Origin of the sequence: Streptococcus suis, from assembly GCF_902702775.1 — a bacterium.
GTDB classification, from domain to species: domain Bacteria; phylum Bacillota; class Bacilli; order Lactobacillales; family Streptococcaceae; genus Streptococcus; species Streptococcus hashimotonensis.
The window spans coordinates 482492-506490 of sequence record NZ_LR738724.1; the positions used below are offsets into that span (position 1 = coordinate 482492).

Annotated in this window: 21 protein-coding genes; 19 read left to right on the plus strand and 2 right to left on the minus strand. The window is 39.2% G+C overall.

What is annotated here, in order from left to right; all coding sequences use genetic code 11:
* Nucleotides 1-806 precede the first annotated feature (806 nt).
* Together GPW69_RS02480 and GPW69_RS02485 are read left to right on the plus strand one after the other, a co-directional pair.
* Nucleotides 807-2786, plus strand: a complete 1980-nt coding sequence (locus GPW69_RS02480; protein ID WP_074391561.1) for a M13 family metallopeptidase — start codon at nucleotides 807-809, stop codon at nucleotides 2784-2786.
* A 134-nt stretch (nucleotides 2787-2920) separates the two neighbouring features.
* Nucleotides 2921-4330 carry an MSCRAMM family protein gene (locus GPW69_RS02485; RefSeq protein WP_074391560.1) on the plus strand — a complete coding sequence of 470 codons (1410 nt, stop codon included), beginning with the start codon at nucleotides 2921-2923 and terminating at the stop codon, nucleotides 4328-4330.
* A 781-nt stretch (nucleotides 4331-5111) separates the two neighbouring features.
* On the opposite strand, the gene GPW69_RS02490 is transcribed toward GPW69_RS02485, so the two are convergent.
* Nucleotides 5112-5819 (minus strand): CPBP family intramembrane glutamic endopeptidase, encoded by a 708-nt coding sequence (locus GPW69_RS02490; protein ID WP_044768641.1) that lies wholly within the window; start codon nucleotides 5817-5819, stop codon nucleotides 5112-5114.
* 165 nt (nucleotides 5820-5984) lie between these two features.
* On the opposite strand from GPW69_RS02490, the gene GPW69_RS02495 reads away from it, so the two are divergent.
* From GPW69_RS02495 to GPW69_RS02520, 6 genes are all read left to right on the plus strand, one after another.
* On the plus strand, nucleotides 5985-6629 hold the full coding sequence (locus tag GPW69_RS02495; protein WP_024385031.1) for a response regulator transcription factor: 645 nt from the start codon (nucleotides 5985-5987) through the stop codon (nucleotides 6627-6629).
* A 2-nt stretch (nucleotides 6630-6631) separates the two neighbouring features.
* Nucleotides 6632-7990, plus strand: coding sequence for a sensor histidine kinase (locus tag GPW69_RS02500; RefSeq protein ID WP_074391559.1), 1359 nt, complete (start codon nucleotides 6632-6634; stop codon nucleotides 7988-7990).
* Between the two features lie 283 nt (nucleotides 7991-8273).
* Nucleotides 8274-8819 carry an isoprenylcysteine carboxyl methyltransferase family protein gene (locus tag GPW69_RS02505; RefSeq protein WP_024402072.1) on the plus strand — a complete coding sequence of 182 codons (546 nt, stop codon included), beginning with the start codon at nucleotides 8274-8276 and terminating at the stop codon, nucleotides 8817-8819.
* Between the two features lie 195 nt (nucleotides 8820-9014).
* Nucleotides 9015-11900 (plus strand): LPXTG cell wall anchor domain-containing protein, encoded by a 2886-nt coding sequence (locus GPW69_RS02510; protein WP_074391558.1) that lies wholly within the window; start codon nucleotides 9015-9017, stop codon nucleotides 11898-11900.
* Nucleotides 11901-12119: 219 nt separating this feature from the next.
* Nucleotides 12120-12671 (plus strand): isoprenylcysteine carboxylmethyltransferase family protein, encoded by a 552-nt coding sequence (locus tag GPW69_RS02515; protein ID WP_074391557.1) that lies wholly within the window; start codon nucleotides 12120-12122, stop codon nucleotides 12669-12671.
* Between the two features lie 22 nt (nucleotides 12672-12693).
* Nucleotides 12694-13800 (plus strand): hypothetical protein, encoded by a 1107-nt coding sequence (locus tag GPW69_RS02520; protein ID WP_141668701.1) that lies wholly within the window; start codon nucleotides 12694-12696, stop codon nucleotides 13798-13800.
* Nucleotides 13801-13887: 87 nt separating this feature from the next.
* On the opposite strand, the gene ypfJ is transcribed toward GPW69_RS02520, so the two are convergent.
* The gene (ypfJ, locus tag GPW69_RS02525) at nucleotides 13888-14796 is read right to left on the minus strand and encodes a KPN_02809 family neutral zinc metallopeptidase (protein ID WP_074391555.1); all 909 of its coding nucleotides are present in this window, start codon (nucleotides 14794-14796) and stop codon (nucleotides 13888-13890) included.
* A gap of 166 nt (nucleotides 14797-14962) precedes the next feature.
* Here ypfJ and xseA point away from each other — a divergent pair, with 166 nt between their 5' ends.
* The 11 genes from xseA (at nucleotide 14963) to GPW69_RS02580 (ending at nucleotide 23991) form a co-directional block, all read left to right on the plus strand.
* The gene (gene xseA / locus GPW69_RS02530; protein WP_024408666.1) at nucleotides 14963-16306 is read left to right on the plus strand and encodes an exodeoxyribonuclease VII large subunit; all 1344 of its coding nucleotides are present in this window, start codon (nucleotides 14963-14965) and stop codon (nucleotides 16304-16306) included.
* Nucleotides 16281-16496, plus strand: a complete 216-nt coding sequence (locus GPW69_RS02535; protein WP_002942935.1) for an exodeoxyribonuclease VII small subunit — start codon at nucleotides 16281-16283, stop codon at nucleotides 16494-16496. The genes xseA and GPW69_RS02535 overlap by 26 nt, the downstream gene beginning before the upstream one ends.
* On the plus strand, nucleotides 16496-17365 hold the full coding sequence (locus tag GPW69_RS02540) for a polyprenyl synthetase family protein (RefSeq protein WP_074391554.1): 870 nt from the start codon (nucleotides 16496-16498) through the stop codon (nucleotides 17363-17365). The genes GPW69_RS02535 and GPW69_RS02540 overlap by 1 nt, the downstream gene beginning before the upstream one ends.
* Complete coding sequence (locus GPW69_RS02545; RefSeq protein ID WP_074391553.1) at nucleotides 17358-18179, plus strand: TlyA family RNA methyltransferase; 822 nt, start codon at nucleotides 17358-17360, stop codon at nucleotides 18177-18179. Before GPW69_RS02540 ends, GPW69_RS02545 begins: the two co-directional genes overlap by 8 nt.
* Entirely contained in the window at nucleotides 18172-18597 is a 426-nt protein-coding gene (locus tag GPW69_RS02550; protein WP_002936261.1) for an arginine repressor, read from the plus strand. Before GPW69_RS02545 ends, GPW69_RS02550 begins: the two co-directional genes overlap by 8 nt.
* Before the next feature lie 2 nt (nucleotides 18598-18599).
* Nucleotides 18600-20261 carry a DNA repair protein RecN gene (recN, locus tag GPW69_RS02555; protein ID WP_074391552.1) on the plus strand — a complete coding sequence of 554 codons (1662 nt, stop codon included), beginning with the start codon at nucleotides 18600-18602 and terminating at the stop codon, nucleotides 20259-20261.
* Between the two features lie 93 nt (nucleotides 20262-20354).
* Nucleotides 20355-21188 carry a DegV family protein gene (locus GPW69_RS02560; protein WP_024385018.1) on the plus strand — a complete coding sequence of 278 codons (834 nt, stop codon included), beginning with the start codon at nucleotides 20355-20357 and terminating at the stop codon, nucleotides 21186-21188.
* A complete protein-coding gene (locus GPW69_RS02565) occupies nucleotides 21181-22014 on the plus strand; it encodes an SGNH/GDSL hydrolase family protein (protein WP_002936251.1) in 834 nt (277 codons plus the stop codon). The genes GPW69_RS02560 and GPW69_RS02565 overlap by 8 nt, the downstream gene beginning before the upstream one ends.
* Nucleotides 21986-22582, plus strand: coding sequence for a YpmS family protein (locus tag GPW69_RS02570; protein WP_024385017.1), 597 nt, complete (start codon nucleotides 21986-21988; stop codon nucleotides 22580-22582). Before GPW69_RS02565 ends, GPW69_RS02570 begins: the two co-directional genes overlap by 29 nt.
* An 89-nt stretch (nucleotides 22583-22671) precedes the next feature.
* Nucleotides 22672-22947 (plus strand): HU family DNA-binding protein, encoded by a 276-nt coding sequence (locus GPW69_RS02575; RefSeq protein ID WP_024385016.1) that lies wholly within the window; start codon nucleotides 22672-22674, stop codon nucleotides 22945-22947.
* Between the two features lie 576 nt (nucleotides 22948-23523).
* The gene (locus tag GPW69_RS02580) at nucleotides 23524-23991 is read left to right on the plus strand and encodes a GNAT family N-acetyltransferase (protein ID WP_029171938.1); all 468 of its coding nucleotides are present in this window, start codon (nucleotides 23524-23526) and stop codon (nucleotides 23989-23991) included.
* The last annotated feature ends 8 nt before the right edge of the window (nucleotides 23992-23999 follow it).

Here is a 23999-nt window from a genome sequence, read left to right on the forward strand (position 1 = left end):
AAGAAATTTTGAAATAACTTTCTCATAGCTTAGAGAGTAATTCTTATCAATCTTATAATTTTTGTCCTTCATAATTTAATAAAACTTTCTTATACACTGAAATTTCATAATCAAACAAAACTTTCACAAACTTTTTTAATTCATTAAAATATCGTAGTCCAGTAAATGATTCGCATAAACTCTAAAAACTTCTTTATTTACTATTGCCTTCTAAAATCTTTTTCAATTCATAATATAAAAACCTGTCTCTTCCTTCCTAGAGGCAGGTTTTTATATGGCTGTATTTCTGTTGTATGAGAAAGGGAAGGAGAGTCGGTAAGAATGATTGCATCTCTTTTTTAGGCAATATAAGATTTGTATAAGCTTTTTGTATTTCTTTTGAGTTTTCCCGTTTTGAAGGGGTTTGGTGTGATATACTGAGGCTGATTCTAAGGGAAATTGAGACTCATTAGATGGTTTAGTCAGGCGCTGAAATCTATGCTGAAGTGACTGCTGACATCAGGCTAAGGAGAATTTTTGTGCAACAAGCACATGATTCGATTGAGACCTCCTATCGGCAGTTGCTAAGATGACATGGACAAACGGCTATTGGTCTCTTTTGGAAAATGCGCGAGACTTATCTTGTGTCTTACAGGATGGGGACTGCTCAGCTAAATCTAGAGATGAGGCGAAATGGACGAGTAGGGATAGTCTGACTTATTTGTGCATTTATTGATAAGGAGGAGATAAGTAGACAGTATTTATTTTAAAGAAATAGTAAATTATTGACTTCATTTCAAATTTAACGAAAGGTATGTGTAATCAAGATGAATAAGACGCTTAAGTTAACTGCAGTTTCCATGTTTTCTGTGGTATTTCTAGTAGCCTGTGGAGTGGGGAAATCGACTCCGCAAGCAACACCGCAAACCGATTTTCATTCTTATATCAATGCTGAATGGTTGAAGGAAACAAAATTGGGAGAAGGTCAGGCTCAAATCGATAACTTTGCTCAAATGACAGACAGAACACAAGAAAAAATCCTAGAAATGATTGACCAGTTGGATGAAAATTATCAGCAGTTGAAAATCGGAAGTGAGGAGAGAAAGCTGATTGACTTTTATCGTTTAGCGGCTGATTTTGAGACGCGAAATAAACTAGGAATTGAACCGCTCAAACCGTTTCTAGACGAGATACAGAAAGCCTCTACAATGGATGAAGTGAGCAAGATTTTTGTTTCTATGTATGGTAAAAATATCCGAACACTCATCAATTTGAGTGTCACCCAGGATATAAAGGATAGTAATAAAAATTCTCTCTATATTGACCCTCATAAATTAAGTTTTGCGAAAGAGAACTATGAAGGGACTGATGATTTTTCACAGAAAAGTCAGAAAGCCTTTAAAGAGTATTTACAAAAAATTTTTCATTTAATAGGGGATGATTCCAAGGAAGCCGCTGCAAAGGCAGAGCTTGTATTTAACTTGGAAAAAGAGATGGCTATAGTGCAGCGTCCAAAGAAAGAGGCAGATAATTTTGATGCAATGTATAATCAAAAGACCTGGGATGAGGTGAAAGCATTAGCACCCAATCTACCAATTTCAGCACTTGCTTCAGAACTGGAGCTTGAGCATGCTGCAATAATGGTGGTATCAGAACCAGATGCTCTTAAGAAATTAAATGAATTGTATCAAGAAAAGAACCTTGCAGCTCTTAAAGCTCTGCTCCAATATCGTTTGATTGCCCACTACAGCAATTATTTATCAGAAGATGTTATTGAAGCTAAGGCAACTTATGAGGGGGCAATGGAAGGGACTGTAAATATTCCAAGTCATGATGAAGTTGTCGAATCTGCTGTTGATGAAAACTTTGCGGACTTGATTGGCAAACTTTATGTGAAGAATCATTTTTCAGAAGAATCTAAAGCAGATGTTCTCAAAATGGTGGAAGAAATCAAGTCAACCTATCGCGAACGTATCCAAGCAGTACAGTGGATGTCTGAGGAGACAAAAGCGCATGCCCTTAAAAAAATAGACAGTATGGGCGTTAAAATTGGTTACCCAGATCAGTGGAAAGACTATACTAATTTTAGCATCCAAGCCAAGGAGGATGGAGGTAGTTTGCTATCTAATATTGATACGATTCGGATGAGCAAATTGAAAGAAGAGTTTGCTGAGCTTAATAAGCCTTTTGATAAGACTCACTTTGGAATGCCTGCGCACACTGTCAATGCTTTTTACAGCCCATCAAACAATGAAATTGTTTTTCCAGCAGGTATTTTACAAGCACCTTTCTATGACCCATCTGCCAGTCCAGAGGCAAATCTGGGTGGAATTGGTGCTGTCATTGGACACGAGATTTCCCATGCTTTTGATAGAGCAGGCTCACAATTTGATGAAAAAGGGAACTTAGTGAACTGGTGGCAACCAGAAGACTTGGAAAAATTCAAGGCTAAGGTTCAACAAGCAGCAGATATTTATTCAAAATTGGAAGTTGCCCCAGGATACTATGTCAACGGGGAGATTTCAACGGGAGAAATTATTGCTGATTTGGGAGGAATGACAGTTGCCATTGATATTGCCAAGAAAAAAGGCTATGATACCAAGAAAGTATTCGAAGCCTACGGAAAAGTTTGGCGTGCAGTGACAACGAAAGAATTTGCAATTGCCAATATTACTGATGAACATCCACCTGCTAAATACCGTGTGAATAATATTGTGAATCAGCTGGAACAATTCTATACAGACTTCAATGTTAAAGAGGGCGATCCTATGTATGTTAAGCCTGAGGAGCGTTTGAAGGTCTGGTAGGAGTATAAAAAATACAAAATCATTTTACACTGAAAAGATCCCTTTGATGAGGAGAGCCTTGATTTAGAACAACTAATAAAGGCTCTTTTTTGAGGGGGTATATTAAAGAGTTTATATTTTAGAAGGAGACTATTATGTTATTTTCAAAACATCACACCATTCGATTTGTATCTGTTGTAGCACTTTTAACTGCTGGACTGGGCTCAATGCCTACTATTTTAGCGGAGGAAACAGATGTAGCAACCAACAAGACTGAATTGGATTTCAGAGCAAACACAGTTGACGGTAACAATACGGTATCAGGTGAAGGAAACATGCCTGATTTAGCTAATAAGCCTGAATCGGAGACCAATGTTGTTATTAATAAGGAGCAATTGAGTGGGAAGGCGATTGAGATTACCGTTCAGGATGAAGATGCAACTCCCTTATCTTCTCAATTAGTAGAATTAAAAACCTCTTCTAATGAATCCCTTGGAAGTCGCTTATCTGATCAAAACGGAAAGGTCAGCTTTACTGACAAAATCGTTGAAGGTACTTTCTATGAATACTATGTCAATGGAGAGAAAATTGGAGAGGTATTCCCGGGACAGTCTCGTTTTGCCTATCTTTCTTCAGATAAAATTGTAAAGGAAGAGGCTTCATCTTATAGCAGTAAGAAAGAAGAAACTGAAGAAAAAGGATTTACTTTTACAGCAACCATTATCAATAAAAACGGAAAAGTATTAGCAGATAAGGAAGTCCAGATAGTGGATACCTCAACAAGAGAACACAAGGTAGTCGCTACCAATAGAACAAACGCCAAGGGGCAGGCTATTTTTAATCATCTTCCCTTAAATATTAATTTGAGTGTAGTTGTAGATGGAGTTGCGCAGGGGTATACCCTCCGTGCCAATGGAAGTGAGAGTCAGTTGGGCTCTAGCTTTATTGCTGAGGGGGAGGGGACTGTTGATCCAGAATTCAGCAGGACACCGTTGACAGTGGTTATTCGCAATGCAGGAGCTAATCCTGTAAGCGGGCAAGAAGTGACCTTGGTGGATAAAACAGGTCGCTCAATTGGAACGCTGCGGACGAATGCAGATGGAAAGGCTATTTTTAAAGAGGGGTTGCTTGATGGTACCTTCTATACAGTACTGGTTAATGGTAAGGTGATGTCTGAAGTCATGACAGGTATGGAACGCAGTATTTACTTGTCTAACAAGGAAATTATCAAGCCATCACCTGCGGAAAAACCTCAGATAAAGACAGAGGCCCTCATCAAAGAAAAATTTCTGTCAGACAGGGAAAAAACTCAACCAAATTCTGGCAGTAAAAAGGAAATCATGCCAGAAAAAATGGATTCCAACAAAGGTAAAGAAACAAGTAGTAATAAGATGGATACGAAAAAATCTTCTGCTACTATTGAAAAAACAGAGAAGAAAGAAAATCGGGATCACAGAAAAATGCTACCTAATACTGGGGAGAAAAATGGAATTGCGACCCTACTAGGATTTTTGCTACTTTTAGTCGTCCCATTCCTACGGAAAAAGAGTAGAAAAAATGCATAAGGTCCAGTTTGTAGCAATTTTTAAGGGGAAAATTTGAATAATTCTCGATAATAGAGTAAGCGTAAACAAACAATAGATGAAACATAAATGAATTTAAGGATTCCATGATAAAATAGATTATGCAAACATATCGCCATCCATAGTATGTTTTGCACCTAAGTTGGTACATAGTAGTTGGTGTAGTCACATGATAAAGAAGATATGTGGACTACCTAACAGGAATTATGATACAATGTCTAATTTTCATCCTCATCCTTAGGAATCCAATTACTATATTTGGATAACAACCACCTCAATGCGCACGATGAGGTGGTTGTTGTTTATTTAAAGAACGTCTGTACAGCCATGCAGAATAGACACAAACTGATTGTGAAAGTTTAGAAACTGGCTAATATCCTCAGCTGAATAGAGGTGATTTTAGCACATTTAAAATAGTTCTATGTTTTGTCTAAGTATTCTGTGTTTCTTTTGAGTGACTTTTCTATATATCTTTTTATTGTGATATACTATTGTTGTTATCTACAGAGAAGGTAATGTGAAGTTGTTTTATGAGAGCAACTTTTTATAAACTAAACATAATTGATTCAAAGAAAAGTCTGCTATAAGGACTGTGTTGAGCCACTATTTATATGCTGTTGACTGGATATGATATGCCATAGAGTTCTATCTTAGTGGTAGGAAATGGAGGTCTTCTGCTCCCCTGCCTTTCAAACGGGTCTGGAAGCATAAATAAAACTCACATCACCTTTAGATGGTTATGTGAGTCATAAATGTGTACGTATTATATGTATATATGCCCCAGGACTGTTAGCCCGATAATATCTGCTATGGCATGAGCCAAGAAGAACGGAAGCATGTTTTGAGGTTTTATTTTTTGGTAGAGTAGATGGAAAATAATTCCAACGATTAATCCTAGTCCGATACCAGAAACTAGACCCTGATAGGTATGGAAGCTACAACGGATAATCAGTGAGTAGAGAAATGCCCACTTAGTATGTTTTGGATTGCCCATCAGACAGATACCAAGGAAGAAAATCTCTTCGTAGAATCCATTTAGCAAGGCATAGAATATTAATGAATAGCTGGCTTTATCTACCAAGTGAAACATCGATGGTGTCGCAGGTGCGATAACTTGATGGGACACAAGCTGAAAAACATCCATACAGAGGGCTGCGACAATGAAGATGACGATAGTCTGTAGTGGAACCCACGGTGTAAAGAGAATTCGTTTTTTCCACTGTGAAAAGTCAAAATTACGCAGTAGTAAATAGAAGAGGGCAAGAGCTAACCATACAATTTGAATGGCCACTGCCTTGCAGTTATCTAATGCTGAAAAAGTCAGATTTTCCTGTAGGGTTCTCGTTTGATCTTGTAGTGCCAGGTATTGGAGTGTGGAGTTGAAAATTCCCTCACCAAATAAAATCAGACTCAGGATGACAATATCAAACCACTTAAGAACAGTCAGTTTTTCAGAATTCAAGTTGAACATTAGTAGTCCTTTCTTTATTAATTTAATTTAGTTTAGTCTACCAAACAATTCTATACATGTTCTCTTCGAGATGTATTTTTTATCTGTTTTTTCAAGATAGTAGATATATATATAACAAGAGACACAAGAATACCAATTTATTTATATGTTTTAAAGGAGAGTATAATGGCGAAAATTATGGTTGTAGAAGATGATATTGTTATCAGTCAAGTAGTTTGTGAGTTTCTAAAGGATCACGGCTATGAAGTGACCCATATTTCCGACGGAAAAATTGCACTTGAAACATTTCGAGAAGAATCATTTGATTTGATTGTATTGGACATTATGATTCCGTCCATGACAGGATTGGAAGTCCTACAGGAGATTCGTAAGACATCAAAAATTCCAATTCTTATGTTAACGGCAATGGATGACGAATACACTCAATTGGTTAGCTTCAATCAACTGATTAGTGACTACGTTGTAAAACCTTTTTCGCCGATTATTCTTGTGAAACGCATTGAAAATATTTTGCGTGGTGAAGGTGATATTATAGAAGCAGCCGACATCCAAATCCATCCGTCCAGTGGAGCGGTTTATATGGCAGAAGAAGAAGTGCAATTAACGAAAAAAGAATACGAGATTTTACTGTACTTGGCAAAACGACGTGGAAAAATTGTCAATCGTGATCATCTAATGCTGGGAATTTGGGGCTATACAGAACTGGATAGCCGAGTTTTGGACAATCATATCAAGAATCTACGTAAGAAGTTACCATCTCTTCCTTTACGAACGGTAATTGGTCGAGGTTATCAGGTTGAGGAATTCTAACAATGGGAATCGCTAGAAAAAACTTCATTGTTGTTACGGTGATGATTACTTTTATTTCTTTGACCTTATTGGGACTATTATATTATGCCATGCCGATCTATTATAATCAAGTTCGGAAACAAGAACTCAAAGATGATTATATGAGAGTTGCGATGCAACTGGACGGGAAGCCAGAAGTTGAAATTTTAGAGAAAATTGATGATTACGATCAGAAAACTCCGAATATCATCATTACTCTATTCTCCGAGTCAAATAAAATTATCTATCCAGATCCCAATGACGAAGAGGCCAAAAAGAACGAGGAGGAGTATTTAAAGAAAGGGAATTTTGATGAATTTGGTTCATGGTCAGTAGCCATAGAATCCGCTGAAGGGACGACCTACTATTTGCTGTTTAATTACGGTTTTCATTCTCTCTCGGATGTCAGTCAGACCCTGGTTACCTTCTATCCATTCATTCTGGTATTGATCATTTTGCTTGCAGTTTCCTCGGCCTTTGTTTATAGTCGACTGGCCACTCGTAGAATCGCAGCTATTTCTGCAACAACCCGCAAAATGCAATCTTTGGAGCCGGGGATTAATTGTTCTGTATCTGGTGTGGATGAAGTAGCAACCCTAGCACAAGATGTCAATAGTCTTTATAGTAAGCTTTTGACCAGTATCAAGGAATTGAAAACGGAGAACGAGAGGACTTTAGCTCGTGAAAAGGAAAAATCTGACTTTCTCCGTATCACATCTCACGAATTAAAAACTCCGATTGCTAGTGCGCTAGGCTTGATTGAGGGGATGATTCATAATGTCGGTCCTTTTCAGGATCATGATACTTATTTGAAGAAATGTAGAGAATTGCTGAAGGAACAATCTAATTTGGTTTATTCCATTTTAGAAGCAACCAATCTCGAGATGGCATTGAAAGATAGCAAGGGAAGTATCCAATTAGATGAGTTAATTAAGGATTCATTGGCGAGCTATTTTAGCTTAGCGGAAGTTCGTCCCTATCAGTTTACAGTTGATTTAGCTCCAGTTATTATTGAAGGAAATTCAGTTTATCTACTAAAGGCTATAAAAAATGTTTTGGACAATGCATTTCGTTATACAAAAAGTGGAGGTGCTATTCGTCTACAATTAACTGAGCAACAATTAATTATTGAAAATGAAGTCGAGACTGTACTGGATGAGGAGGAATTGTCGCAAATCTTCAAACCTTTCTATCGTCCAGATTTTAGTCGGCAGAGAAAAGATGGTGGAACAGGGATTGGTTTGTTCATTGTGCAACAAATTCTTGAAAAACACCAATTTGGATATACATTTTATGCTGCTGATGAAAAGACAATGCGCTTTGTTATTCAATTTGATTCCTAGATTATCCCATGATATAAAAAAATTTTGACAGTAAGAAATAGATAGCAATTGCTTGTGACTAGATAGTAGTCATGAGCAATTTTTTTTATTGAATGTTGGAATCTTCTATTTGAATCTTGATGAGGATGAGAAGCGGAGAGTTCGATGGATAAAGACGACATGCAAAAATATAAAAAATACAAAAAAGATAGACCGAAGGCGGGGTGAAAATAGTTGTGACTGATATAATTTTTTTGCCACAGGGTAGAACTCTGTGAATTTGCAAAGAGAAGGGAAGGACATTATGATTGTCTTTTGGGTTATTAGTGTTTTTGTATTGAGATTGTATTTTTTGAAAATTTCGCTAAGAAATGAACAGCGGATTTTAGCAAATGGTGGTTCTGAATACGGAGTGCAAAATACAAAATTACTAACAGTCGTCCACATTGTCTTTTACTTATCATGTTTGAGTGAGGCAGTGTTAAAACAAGCTAGTTTTGATGGCTTGAGTGTACTTGGACTAGCAGTATTATTCTTTTCGATGATGATGCTATGCTGGGTTACAAGGATTTTAGGAGATATTTGGACTGTTAAATTGATGTTGGTAAAGAACCATCGATTTATTGATCATTGGCTGTTTCGAACAGTAAAACATCCAAATTATTTCTTAAACATTATCCCCGAATTGATAGGATTGTCTCTGTTATGCCACGCCAAGTTCAGCTTTATCATCCTATTCCCAATCTATATGGTTGTACTGTACAGACGGATCCATGAAGAAAATATCTTATTGAAGGAAGTCATTATTCCTAATGGTAAGGTAGAGTCTGCTGGTGAAATGTTGGAGTGAAGTGTGCGGAGAGAGATACAAAGATAGAACTCTACGAGAAATCATTCTAGTGGTTACATTAATTTAGTTTAAATATCGTTTTTTATGAATTACTACTGACCCAAGGAAGGCTGTGCATTTAGAATAGTAGGGTAATTTCCAGTTTGAAAACAGGTATTTTATAAAGATTATGCGTTTTTTTAAAAGGAGCAAATTATGAGCAAGCAAAAAGTAATATCAGGCTTATTATTAAGTACAACGGTATTGGGTGGTTTATTACTTTATCCAACATCATTGGTCAAAGCAGAAGGGACAGAGCTTACAGAAGTAGCTGTGACCGAAGCGCCAAAGTCAAATAGTGAAGAGATTTCCGTGACATCTAAAAATAGTCCATCTCCAGTATTGGAGGAAGCGGTTATGGTTGCAGATAATAATCCTTCAACTAATGCTGAGTCTTCTTTGAAAGAAGAGGGAGATAAAAAAGAAAATGTAGATTTGGAACTAGTTTCAAATGAAGAGCTAGTTTCATTATCAGAATCGAAAAACGTAGTAGAGGGGGAGGAGGCCTCCCTAAATGATGAGGAAGGATTAATTCAGGGGACAAATTTTAGCGGTAATGATCAAGGTGATTATTATAAAAAATCAGTATCAATTGAGCCTGTAAAGGTGGATAATAATGAGGCTACATGGAAGGTGACATTCGATACTAAGAATTGGTCTTTCGACCGAGGACGCGGGGGATATTATTTTATTCTTCCTAAGAGTTTGCAAGTGACAAAGATTGTAGAGGGGGAAAAAACAGATATATTAGATAAATTCCCTAAAATGGTCCAAGACTTGGACAACTCATCCTCTAATACTCATCGTTTTTTTAGTAAAGAAGATCGGATAGAAGGAGAGCGTAGTTTTAACGCACAGTGGGAATGGTCAGTAGGAAATGTGAGAGGGAAGTTATCTGATTGGAGAAATGAAAGTTCCAAGATCTATTTTCTTAAAGCTCCGTCAAGCCATACAGATAAAGTGACCTACGAATTGACAGCTAAAATTGAGAATACAAATGTAAAGACTCTTCCTGTCATCGCTGTTATGAAATATTTCGGTTTCTTCTCAGATGTTGTATCTGCTGCTGGAATAAGAATGGTAGTACCAGACAATGCTCCTGAGGTAGATAAGAAATCAGAAGTCCCAACGTTGGAACCGAAAACAATAGATAAGGTTTCTATCACTTTTAAGGATGTAGATTCTTTGGCAGATGCAACTTATTACTTTTATAAAGGCTCGTATTCTGTAACTGTTCCTGTAGGTTCACTATTAAAAGTTGCATTGCCAAAAATAGTCAAAAAACCGACTAATGATACCCCAAAAGGAACATTAGTTATTCCTAAAGGATATAAATTGGAGGGGTGGAAAGTAGATGGCAGCAATAAAACGATTCTTGAAACAGATGCCATAACTTCTTCGCTGACAGTAGTCCCTATTGTCAAGAAGATTGAAGAATTTAAACCCGAAACACCTAAATCACCATCTATTCCAGAAAAACCTATGGTTGATCCGAAGGTATCGGAAACAGAGAAGCCTGGTACACCAGAACAACCGAAGAAGCCTTCTGTACCAGAACAGCCGGAAGCACCAGCGCCAAGTCCATCTCCTGAAAGTCCTAAGAAAGAAGACATGGCGCCAAATAAAACCAAAGATGAGATCTATGAGCCAATTGTCCAAACAGACAAATGGGTGGTTTATCCTGTAGGAACTTCGAAGGAAGAAGCAGAGAAGAAAATTCTTGATGCAGTAATGGTTCCTAAAGAAGCAGGAGAAACTAAAAAAGAAATCGTTGGGGACGTTCCATTGGCAGCAGGGCAATACGGAGTAAATGTAAAGGTCATTTACGATGATAAGTCGTACGATGTCACTTTAGTTGATGTTCATGTGACATCTAACCAGACTGACAAACCGAATGAAGATATGCCTCGAAGTCCAGAGCAACCTCGTATGTCTGAAATGCCAAAGGTTGAACCAAAAGTAGAAGAAATGCAGCCGAAGGTCATGCCACAAAGTCCAGAAATGCCATCTCCTGCTCCAGAACCAGAACAACCTAAAACTCCAGAAGTACCAGATATGTCACAGCCAGAAGTTCCTAAGAGCGAAACACCTAAAATGGAACAACCAGAGGTAGTGCCACCGACTTCAGAGTCAGAGCAACCGCAAGCTCCTATGAAACCAGAGACTTCATCTCCAGAGGGACCAGAGATGCCTCGTGTACCAGAAATGCCAGACACACCAGCACCAAGTCCAGCACCTGAAAGTCCAAAGAAAGAAGAAATGGTGCCCAATAAGACTAAGGATGAACTTTATGAACCGATTGTTTCAATGGTTGACTGGGTAGCGTATCCAGTAGGAACCTCAAAAGAAGTTGCGGAGAAAAAAATCTTAGATGCTGTCACAGTTCCTCAAGAAGCTGGTCCAATTACAAAAGAAATTGTTGGAGAAGTTCCGCTAGTAGAAGGGAAATATGGGGTAAATGTGAAGGTCATCTATGATGATCATTCGTATGATATTGCTCTGGTAGATGTTAAAGTTACTAACGAGAAGTCACATATGGACATGCCACAGCCAGAAGTTCCTAAGAAGGAACAACCAGAGATGGTTATTCCTGAGGAGAAAATGCCTAAGGTAGATAATCCTAAACAAGATACACCAAAGTTAGAACAACCAAAAGTAGAGACTCCGAAAGAAGAAGCTCCGAAAAAAGAGATTCCACAAACTGAAACTCCTAAGATTGAGGTTCCTAAAGAATCTGAAAAAGAAAAATCTGATATTCAGAAAATGGCTAAGCCAAAACAAGAAGATCAGATGGCAAAAGAATCTCAAAAAACGGATAATCCTTCTGAGAAGATGAAACCCGAGTCACAAGGGTCAAAAACAACATCACCAGCGGTCAAACAGCCAATGGATGAAATGTCAGATGGTAAGAAACCTCAGAAGAGCAAAGAGACTTTGCCAAAGACTGGAGAAGCAGGCGGTAGCTTAACTTGGTTAGGAGCAGCCCTGGCCACTCTTTCAACTTTTGTGTATGTATTTAAAAACAAAAAGAAAGAAGAGTAATTTCTTTTAAATTAGCAATCGTAGCTACCAAGTATGAAAATCATAAAAAATTCCTGAGTTCGAATGTACTGACTCAGGAATTTTTTTGATTTGGCACCAGCTAGGGTCACTCCACTAGTCAACCAACAAAAATAAATAAAAAATAGAACATGGGCAGGGTGAAAATGGATTGACTTGATATACTAAGTCTGTAATTCAATAGTAGAAGGAGGGATTATCGTGATTATTTTTTCAGTCGGTTTGGTTGTTTTGCTGAGGCTATATTGTTTGCGAATAGCTCTTGAAAATGAAGAGAAAACAGTGCTTACTGGTGGAATAGAAGACAGCATCCACAATGTCAAATGGCGGTTAGTTGCACATATGGTATTTTACTTTTCATGCTTATGTGAAGCACTAATAAAACAGCCCCTATTTGACTGGTTTAGTGGATTGGGGTTCGTGATGTTATTTTCTGCGATGGCAACCTTATATTATCTGAGAAGAATTTTAGGAGACAAGTGGACAGTTGGACAACTATTCGGGGAAACCTACCATCCTATCCATCAGTGGCTATTTCAAACCGTAAGACATCCGAATATTTTTCTAATCATTATTCCAGAATTAGTAGGGCTTGCCTTACTATGTCATGCGAAGTATAGTTTAATTTTTCTCTTTCCAATCTATATGGGGATCCTGCATGGACGAATACGAGAAGAAAATCTGCTGGAAAAAGAAACGGTCGTATCAAATAGCAGGATAGATTTTGGAAGGAAAATTGCCGAAAATAATTAATGAAGAGAGGTTAAAGTATTTTATGAAAAAAACAAAAATGATAGCTGGATTACTAGTAAGCAGTGCCCTATTAGGTGTTACAATGACTGCGAATGTATCACATATCAAGGCGGATACGGAGGTATCAACCGATGCAAGCCTTGTGACGATAGATTCTAACCAAATGCTAGAAGAACAGCCGTTGACGGTTGAAGAGCAAGCTACAAAAGAAGCTGAGAATGGAGAAATTCTAGATGATGAAGTTCCAAACCAGTCTTCTAAACTGGAGGAAGTCGAGAACATCATTTCTGAGCCAAAGGCTGAAGCAACCCCAGAAACAAAGGCTGAGGATTCAACCCTTTCTGAATTTACACCGCGTGCTGTAAGGTCAGCTGAACATAATTTGGATATGGAATCCCTCCCTGTTACTCCAGAATTGCCGAATGAGAAACAACCAGCCTATATTCAAGATACGAACTATCCAGGTAAACCATTTCAATTACAGCAATCTGTTTTGATAAAAACAACTTCCGTAACTGATAAAAAAATTGAGTGGGAAGTGACTTTCAAAGCTGGAGAATGGGCATTCTATGAATCGATTGGCGGATACTATTTTATCCTTCCAGATGGCTTAAAACTAACTAAGTTAGTGGATCAAAGTAATACGGATATTTTAAATCACTATAAGTCAGAAGGTGCTGGTGGAGATGAGTATAGGGCATTTGAAAATGGAAAGGGAGAATTTGATGCGCAATGGGGCTGGTCTGCAGGGCTTATGGGTAATGCTATATTTAATAAATGGAAGGACGAAAATCGTTTCTCCAAAATTTTCTTTCGAGACTACCGCAGAGATGTGCAGACTGTCACTTACAAAATAGAGACAGAAATAGAAAAGCAATCAGAAAAGCCCTTCTCTCTCATCGCAGTGATAAAGAATTTCAATAAGTATACTCACTATATTTATGGTGATCAAATTGCTTCTGCTGCGGGATTAGAAGTAGTGGCGCCACGAACAGAGAAGGTTCCGAAAGAGAAGAAAGAGAAAGAAGGCAAAGAACGAAAGAAAGATCGTTCGAAAAAGAACCGGCACTCACACACAGAGCATAAAAAACAACATCGTACCAGAGAATTAACTGGACGTAAAAAATAGATCGGCAGTCAATCTCGGCTGTATAAGTAGACTGTATTGATAAAAGCTCCTGCAATTTTACAGGAGCTTTTATTGATAGCGTAGAGGTTAAGGGTTCTCTACGGAGAATGTATCGGCGTGAGCAAGGTCACCATAGGTATAACCGAGATTAAACCATTTTTTCCTTTTCTCAGAAGTACCGTGGGTAAAACTGTCTGGAACGGTACGGCCGTAGGCTTCCTGTTGAAGAGTATCGTCACCAACTGCATGGGCAGCATTCATAGCTTCGTCAATATCACCAGCATCCAAGATGCCCTGTCCATCAACATATTTGGCCCAGGCTCCTGCATAATAGTCAGCTTGCAATTCTAGGCGAACATTTAGCGCATTGCCTTCCTTATCGGATAGTCGAGCCCGTTTTTGATGGTAAGCCCCAAGAACTTCTAATTCATTTTGAACATGGTGACCAACTTCATGAGCGATGACATAAGCCATGGCAAAGTCACCAGCAGCCTTATATTTGCTAGATAATTCTTGATAGAAAGAAGTATCAATATAAATCTTGCGGTCAGCAGAGCAATAGAATGGACCGGCTTGGGCGGAACCAACTCCACACCCGGTTTGGGTCTGGTTAGTATAGAAAACCATAGTCGGTGCATTGTAGGTTAAACCATTGGCTTTAAATTCTTGGGTCCAAAAATCTTCTGTCGATCCTAAAACCTTACTCATGAATTCAGCATCTGCATCAGACACATCTGTACCAGTCGTTGTGACTTGACTCGATTGGTAAGGATTAGTCCCTGTTGATGGGGAAAGCAACCCACCAAGGTTTGACATGCCTCCGAAGGCTAATAAAAGGACAAGAACAAGTAGTTTTCCTTTCCAACCAAGTCGTGAAAAGAGTAGTCCCAATAGGACATTTCCGCCAGATGAACCAGACGAGAAAGATGAGTTAGAACTGGATTGTCCCCTGCGGTCCTCAATATTAGAACTTTTTCGTAAATCATCAATTTTCATATAAATCTCCTTAGAACCTGTCAACAAGTTCTTATTTTCTCACAAACTATTATATAGCAAATTGTTGAAAAAAACACAGGAAAGCTATCGGAAATAATAGGCCTAGTTCTGTATAAAAGTGCAAAATTTGGTATAATAGTAGGGATACAATATAGAAGGAGTGGACATGGTTGAATATTTATCGGTTAGTCATCTAACTAAGTATTTAAAATTAAAGTTTGACCGCGATCCGTATTTGGAGAAGGTGTATTTGACAGGTCAAGTGTCCAACTTCCGTAAACGCCCTAGCCATCAATATTTTTCGCTCAAGGATGACAAGGCGGTCATCCAAGCGACCATGTGGGCAGGCGTCTATAAGAATCTGGGCTTTGAGCTTGAAGAGGGAATGAAAATCAATGTCATCGGGCGCATTCAGCTCTATGAACCAAATGGTTCTTATTCCATTGTCATTGAAAAAGCTGAGCCAGATGGTATTGGAGCCTTGGCTATCAAGTTTGAACAGCTCAAACAAGCTCTGACACAGGAAGGTTTATTTAAAGAAGAATTCAAACAGACCCTCCCTCGGTTTACCAAGAAAATCGGTGTCATTACCAGTCCAAGTGGAGCTGTTATTCAGGATATTATTACAACCGTTAGCCGACGTTTTCCAGGCGTAGAGATTGTTCTCTATCCGACCAAGGTGCAAGGAGATGGTGCTGCTCAGGAGGTTGTTACCAATATTCAAAGAGCCAATGAACGGGATGATTTGGATGTTCTGATTGTTGGTCGTGGTGGAGGTTCTATTGAAGACCTTTGGGCATTCAATGAGGAAATTGTGGTTCGGGCAATTTTTGAATCCCGTATTCCTATCATTTCCAGCGTAGGTCATGAAACCGATACGACCTTGGCTGATTTTGTAGCAGATAAACGAGCTGCTACCCCAACAGCTGCTGCAGAATTAGCAACACCTGTGACCAAGGCAGACTTACTGGGCTACCTCAATCAGCAGGAAAATAGAGCCTATCAGGCCATGATCAATCGTTTGAAATTCCTGAGAGGTCAGCTTGATAAGATTAGCCAGTCAGTCATGTTCCGCCAGCCTGAACGCCTGTATGATGGTTATTTACAAAAATTAGACCGCTTGACCAATCAATTGCAGACACGGATGAAAGAACTATATAGCCAGCAGAAACAGGCTAGTCTCCTACTACAGCAACGATTACAAGGTGTGCATCCAGGTCGTAAAGTAGAGAGTTTCCAAGAGAGAATTATCCAGCAGGAACGACTCTTGAAGAGCAATATGGCCAATATCTATGATAATAAGATGGCCAAGGCAGATAAGCTGATTGAGGCCTTGACCATGCTGGATACTAGTCGCATCGTGGCCCGTGGCTACGCCATGATTCGTCAAGATGGTCGGGTGATTGATAGTGTAGAAAATGTACAGATGGGTGAAAACCTAACCATCCAGATGAAGGATGGTCAACTTGATGTGGAGGTAAAACATGTCCAAACAGACGAAAACATTTGAAGAAAACTTAGCTGAATTAGAAGGAATCGTAACCAAACTGGAGCGAGGCGATGTGGCTCTGGAAGAAGCACTTGCTGAGTTTCAAAAAGGAATGGTCCTATCGAAAGACCTACAAAAGACACTAGCAGAAGCTGAAAAGACCTTGGTCAAGGTCATGCAGGCGGATGGCAGTGAAGCGGAGATGAACTAATGGTTGCAAGTAAATTGCAGCGACTTGAGGATGCCATGGCAGACTTTTACCAACCTCAGGTAGCAGAACGCCTCAACCAATCGGTTCTTTATTCGCTACAGGCTGGCGGGAAACGAATCCGCCCCTTGCTTTTATTGACCATCTTAGAGTCCTTTGGAATGGAATTAAAACAAGCTCATTACCAAGTGGCAGCATGTGTCGAGTTGATCCATACGGGAAGTTTGATTCATGATGACCTGCCTGCTATGGATAATGATGATTACCGTCGTGGTCGCTTGACCAACCACAAGGTTTACGATGAAGCAACAGCTATTTTAGCAGGGGATAGTCTCTTTCTAGATCCATTTGGTTTCCTAGCCCAAGTTGATTTACCAGCTGAGACCATCCTTGCTCTCGTGAGAGAGCTTTCCCAGGCATCTGGGACCTTTGGAATGGTTGCTGGTCAAATATTGGATATGGCTGGTGAAGGGCAGAATCTGACCTTAGAGCAATTACAAGCCATTCATGCCAATAAGACAGGGAAATTATTGACCTTTCCCTTTGTAGCAGCAGGTTTGATTGCAGGACAATCGAATGCGGTCATCAACCATTTGCGACAAGCAGGTCAATTAGTTGGTCTAGCCTTTCAAGTTCGGGATGATATTTTGGATGTGACAGCCACTTTTGAGGAAATCGGAAAAACTCCCCAAAAAGATGTAGTGGCTGAGAAGTCTACCTACCCTGCCCTAATGGGCTTGGAAGCCTCAAAAATATTTCTAGAAGATAGCTTGAATCAAGCAATCAGCGAGCTAGATCAAGTGGCTAAACAAGTCCCATTTTCAACAGAAAAAATCAAAGAAATCATAGAAAGTTTACGAATCAATGGCTAAGGAAAGAGTAGATGTACTAGCTTTTAAACAGGGGCTTTTCGAGACGCGGGAGCAGGCCAAACGCGGCGTCATGGCTGGACTGGTTGTGTCGGTCATCAATGGCGAACGTTATGACAAACCCGGCGAGAAAATTGATGAGGGAATTGAACTCAAACTCAAGGGGGAAAAACTCAAGTATGTCAGCCGTGGTGGTCTCAAATTGGAGAAGGCCTTGCAGGTTTTCCAATTATCAGTTGAGGGTCAAACGACGATTGATATTGGGGCTTCGACAGGCGGATTTACGGATGTTATGTTGCAGGCTGGTGCCAAGCAGGTCTATGCAGTGGATGTCGGCACCAACCAACTGGCTTGGAAATTGCGTCAGGACGAACGTGTGATCAGCATGGAACAGTACAATTTCCGCTATGCTGAGTTGGAAGATTTCGAATTTGGTCAACCAAGTTTTGCGTCCATTGACGTCAGCTTTATCTCATTGAGTCTGATTTTACCAGCACTCCATCGTATTTTAGCGGAGGGCGGCCAGGTTGTTGCCCTTGTCAAACCTCAATTCGAGGCTGGACGTGAACAGATTGGGAAAAATGGCATTGTCAAGGATAAATCCGTTCACTTGAAAGTTTTGGAAGAAGTGACAAACATGGCCGTGGAAACAGGCTTCTCAGTGAAAGCCCTTAGCTTTTCCCCTGTTCAAGGCGGTCATGGCAATATCGAATTTTTAGCGCACTTAGAAAAATCAACACAACCAAACCAGATTGATAAAGAGGTCATAACAACTACAGTCTATCAAGCACATGAGGAATTTAAAAAGGATGAATAAACGAGAAAGATTAGAAGTCATTAAAGATTTGGTAGTCCGATTTCCTATTGATACACAGGAAGAAATTGTTGAACGTCTAGAAGCAATGGGTGTCAATGCGACACAAGCAACGGTTTCACGTGACATCAAGGAACTTGGCATTATTAAGGTTCCATCAGCAGATAAGGGATATATTTACGGTTTACCAAAGGCAGGTCTTGTTAAGGTAAAATCGCAGAATGTTTTTGAAGTCTCAGTGATGGATAAAATGATTAATCTCCGTCTGGTACCCGGAAGTTCTGCTGTGGTAAAACGCCAGATTTTGGAACAATTTCAAGAACATGTTTTTTCAGTGATTGCTGATGATGACAGTATTCTGCTCATCGTTACAAACGAAGGTATTATTTCGCAAATCGAACAGACGGTTAGAGGGTGGTAGCCATGTTACTAGAAGTGTCCATTAAAAACTTCGCCATTATTGAGCAGGTATCACTGAATTTTGAAAACGGGATGACCATCCTATCTGGTGAAACAGGTGCAGGTAAATCCATTATCATTGATGCCATGAATCTGATGCTAGGGGCGCGTGCGACGACAGATGTTATCAGACATGGGGCCGCCAAGGCTGAGATTGAAGGGCTTTTTTCCTTTGAAAATAGCAGAGCTCTCGAGCAGATTTTGCTTGAACAGGGGATTGAAGTAGCTGACGAACTCATTATCCGTCGTGAAATCCTACAAAATGGCCGTTCGGTTAGCCGTGTCAATGGACAAATGGTCAATTTATCTGTCTTGAAACAGATTGGGCAATATTTAGTAGATATTCATGGTCAACATGACCAGGAAGAATTGATGAAGTCTCAACACCATATCCGTCTTTTGGACAGTTTCGGAGAAGCTGAGTTTTGGAGTCTTAAAGACCGTTATCAGACAACTTTTGATGCCTATCGTAGTCTTCGTAAACGAGTTCTTGAAAAGCAAAAAAATGAGCAAGAACACAAGGCGCGGATTGAGATGTTGGAATACCAAATTGCTGAAATCGAAGCAGCAGACTTGAAGTCTGGCGAAGATATTCAACTCAATCAGGAACGCGATAAACTGCTCAACCACAAACAAATTGCAGATACACTGACCAATGCCTATGCACTATTAGACAATGAAGATTTTTCAAGCTTGAACAACCTACGCTCAGCTATGAGTGACTTGCAAAGTCTGGAAGAATTTGATCCAGACTACAAACAGCTCTCTTCTAGCCTGACAGAAGCTTATTATGTCGTTGAAGATGTGATCAAGCGTCTCAGTGATGTGGTGGACAATCTAGACTTTGATGGCAATCGTCTCTTGCAATTGGAAAGTCGTCTGGATTTGCTCAATACCATTACGAAGAAGTATGGTGGAACTGTCGATGATGTTTTGGACTATTTTAGTAAAATCAGTGAAGAATACAATCTATTGACAGGCAATGATTTATCTGGTGATGATTTGGAAGTTCAGCTTAAGAACTTAGAGAAAGAATTGGTTGAACGAGCAGGTCAGCTCAGCCAATCACGCCATGAATTAGCTGTTGTTTTAGAAGATATTATCCGCCAAGAATTGCAAGACTTGTATATGGAGAAAGCTCGTTTCCAAGTTCGATTTACCAAAGGAAAATTTAATCGAGAAGGAAATGAAACGGTAGAATTTTACATCTCCACCAACCCAGGTGAAGACTTCAAGCCTCTGGTTAAGGTGGCTTCTGGAGGAGAATTGTCTCGGTTGATGTTGGCCATTAAGTCAGCCTTTGCCCGTAAAGAAGGTAAAACTTCTATTGTCTTTGATGAGGTGGATACAGGGGTATCTGGACGTGTGGCCCAGGCAATTGCCCAGAAAATTTACAAAATCGGACAATATGGGCAAGTATTGGCTATTTCCCATCTACCACAAGTCATTGCTATTGCAGATTATCAGTTCTTTATTGAGAAAATATCCGATGAACATTCGACCGTTTCTCGTGTCCGTCTCTTGACCAAAGAAGAGCGTATTGAGGAAATTGCCAAGATGTTAGCCGGTGACAAAATCACAGATGCAGCCCGTAATCAAGCAAAAGAATTAGTAGAAAAAGGTTAGGTGACTAGCCTTTTTGCTTATGTCCAAAGTTTATTTTTTGGTCAAAATTTGTTATAATAGATGGCAAAATTGAAGAGAATTGTAGGATGAAATATGTCAAAGATTAAGATTGTTACGGATTCAAGTACGACTATCGAACCCAGTTTGGTCGAAGAATTGAATATAACAGTTGTTCCATTATCTGTAATGGTTGACGGAGTCGTATACTCTGACAACGATTTAAAAGAAGGAGAATTCTTGGAGCTCATGCGTGGGTCAAAAAACTTGCCAAAAACAAGTCAGCCCCCAGTAGGACTCTTTGCGGAAACTTTTGCTGAATTGGCTAAAGACGGCAGTCAGATTATTGCCATTCTCTTGTCGCATGCCTTATCAGGGACAGTAGAAGCTGCTAGACAAGGTGCAACCCTTTCTGGTGCTGATGTGACAATACTCGATTCAAGCTTTACAGATCAGGCTGAAAAATTCCAAGTTGTAGAAGCAGCACGCATGGCACAAGCTGGTGCCAGCAAAGAAGAGATCCTTGCAGCTATTGAAACAGTCAAAGAAAAAACGGAATTATACATCGGTGTATCAACCCTAGAAAATCTAGTCAAGGGTGGTCGTATTGGACGTGTTCAAGGGATGTTGAGTAGCCTACTCAATATCCGTGTCATCATGGAAATGAAAGACCATCAGCTAACTCCGATTGTCAAGGGACGAGGCAATAAGACCTTTAAAAAATGGCTGGAAGAGTTCACGGCAACTCTAGCAGATAAAAAAGTAGCCGAGATTGGTATTTCCTATTCAGGAACGGCAGATTTTGCAAATGAAATGAAGGGTCAATTACAAGAGTACGTCTCAAAAGAAATTTCTGTCTTAGAGACAGGCTCCATTATTCAAACTCATACCGGTGAGGATGCTTGGGCTATTTTGATTCGTTATGAATAACAGGAAGTTGATTCAAGGCTTTGTTTTCTTTTTTCTGGCAATTCTAGGGTCGATTTTTCTATTTCATCAACTTATTCCTGTTGCTTCATCTCGTATCTCCAGACAAGAGCTTACCGTATCAGAAAAAATCAGTTTTCGATATGTGGCACTTGGTGATTCTTTGACAGAGGGTGTTGGAGATACAACTGGACAGGGGGGCTTTGTTCCCTTGTTGGCTCAATCTCTAACTAACGATTATGGTTATGAAGTAGATTATAAAAATTTCGGAGTTTCTGGGAATACCAGTAATCAGATTCTTAAGCGAATGAAGGAAGATGGAGAGCTGATAAGCTACTTAAAAACAGCAGATCTGTTAACTCTGACAGTTGGTGGCAACGATTTGCGCAAGGCTATTATTAAAAACATTGCCAATCTCAAAGTTTCAACTTTTGATAAGCCCGCAAAAGATTACGGAAAACGATTGGATACGATTATTAAGACAGCGCGTAAGAATAATCCAAATCTTCCCATCTATGTTGTCGGGATTTACAATCCACTCTACCTCAATTTTCCTGAATTGACAGAAATGCAGACAATTGTTGATAATTGGAATACTATGACAGAACAGATAACTGAAAAATATCAACATGTCTACTTTGTTCCAATCAATGATTTGCTCTATAAAGGATTGGAAGGGGAGGCTGGTATTAGTCAAAATGGTAGCCAAGTTACCAATAATTTACTGTATGAGGAAGACAGTTTCCATCCCAATAATACTGGATATGAGATTATGAAAAAAGCGATATTGGAGAGAATGAATGAGACCACGGAAAGCTGGGAACCTTAATATTTGGAAATGGCTATTTTTAGCCCAGATGGCTTTATTGATTGGTTGCGGAATAGTCCTCTATACACGGATTCAAACAGATAGAGAGGATTTAACAAAGCTCGTTCAGACTAGTACAGAAGATACCAAGGTTGGGACCTTCTCCACTAATAGGGAACAGCTCAACCAAACCCTCACTAACTATCTAAAAGATTATCAGACGGAAGAGTTTTCCTATCAATTATTCGTAACGAGTCAGCAAGTTGTTTTTGAAGGTAGCTATCAGATTTTTGGTGTGACTATCCCACTCTATATTTATTTTCAACCTAGCAAAATGGAAGATGGCAGTATTTTGTTACGGATAATAGAAATATCAGCTGGAAGTTTATCCTTGCCGAAAGCAGAGGTATTAGCCTATTTACAAAAAAATTATAAACTACCTGCCTTTGTAAAAATAGACTCAGAACAAGCGCAAGTACAGGTTCAACTGACAGAACTGAAGAACAAATTTGGTCTGTATGGAAAGGCGAATACGATTGATTTGTACAACGATCAATTCATTGTTGATATCTACAGAAAAAGACAGTAAAATAGCATTAAAAACTTGACCAAACGCCTAAAATTCGGTACTATATAGAAGTGAGTAATAACTCAGAAAATTATTGGAGGACTTAGCAAATGGCTAATAAACAAGATTTGATTGCAAAAGTTGCAGAAGCAACTTCATTGACTAAAAAAGACTCAGCAGCAGCTGTTGATGCAGTATTCGGAGCAGTAGCAGACTACCTTGCAGCTGGTGAAAAAGTACAATTGATCGGTTTTGGTAACTTTGAAGTTCGTGAGCGTTCAGCACGTAAAGGTCGCAACCCACAAACTGGTAAAGAAATCGAAATCGCAGCTTCAAAAGTTCCAGCATTCAAAGCTGGTAAAGCTCTTAAAGACGCTGTAAAATAATAAAAAGGTCCAGTGGACCTTTTTATCTTTTGCTTGAAAACGGGAGAGCAAAACTGGGGATAGACTGTTTTATCCCCCGCCTAGAAATAAAAGAGCGAGGAATAACGTGAAAAAAGCCTATTGTATCAACGTTTCTACGTTGTGCAGTAGGCTTTTTTCTTGTTTAAGGGGCAAATAAGGGACAAAAACACTTTGCGTCAAAGATGGAGAAGCTTTATACTCAATGAAAATCAAAAGTAGCCTAGGAAACGAAGCCGAAGATAGAACTCTGTTACTTTCTTATTTCAAGGTAATAGGTTGAAAACCTCCACTGGAGTTTTTCACTCATCAAGGCTCTTGACAACGGATAATTTTGATTTTCATTGACTATTAGTAGTTTTCTACAGTACATATTCTCGTTTTAAGACAACAAAAAAACCAGCTTTGGCCAGCTGATTTTTTAGGAGATTTATGAAAAATTTTAGGATACACTTATAGTATACTCGAATTTTCAGATTCTTCATCGGTCTGTAGACCTATTTTGTTAAAAAATAAACATGTGTTATAATAGAAAAAATAAAAAAGGGAAGATTTTTTATGACAATCCGTAAAGCTAGACAATCTGATATTCCAGTTTTAAATGAATTGCTTCAAGATATTTTACAGGTGCATTACCAGGCACGACCAGATATTTTTAAAAGTGCAGGTCAAAAATTTTCTGAGGCTGAATTAGTAGCACTTTTGGAAAATCCAGATAAGCCTATTTTTGTCTTTGAGCTAGAGGGACAAGTGGTTGGGCATCTTTTTTGTGAATTATCTACCGCAACAGGCGATGTTTTAGAACCAGTTAAAACCTTGTTTATTGATGATTTGTGTGTAGCCAATTCGGCGCGTGGTCAAAAAATTGGCGAGCAACTTTATGAATTTGCTCTTTCCTATGCTAAGGAGCAGGGTTGCCACAATCTTACCTTGGATGTATGGGCTGACAATGCAGGAGCTGTCCGTTTTTATGAACGCCAAGGAATGAAACCGCAAAAGTTTCGTATGGAGCAAATAATAAATTAAAAAAGAGG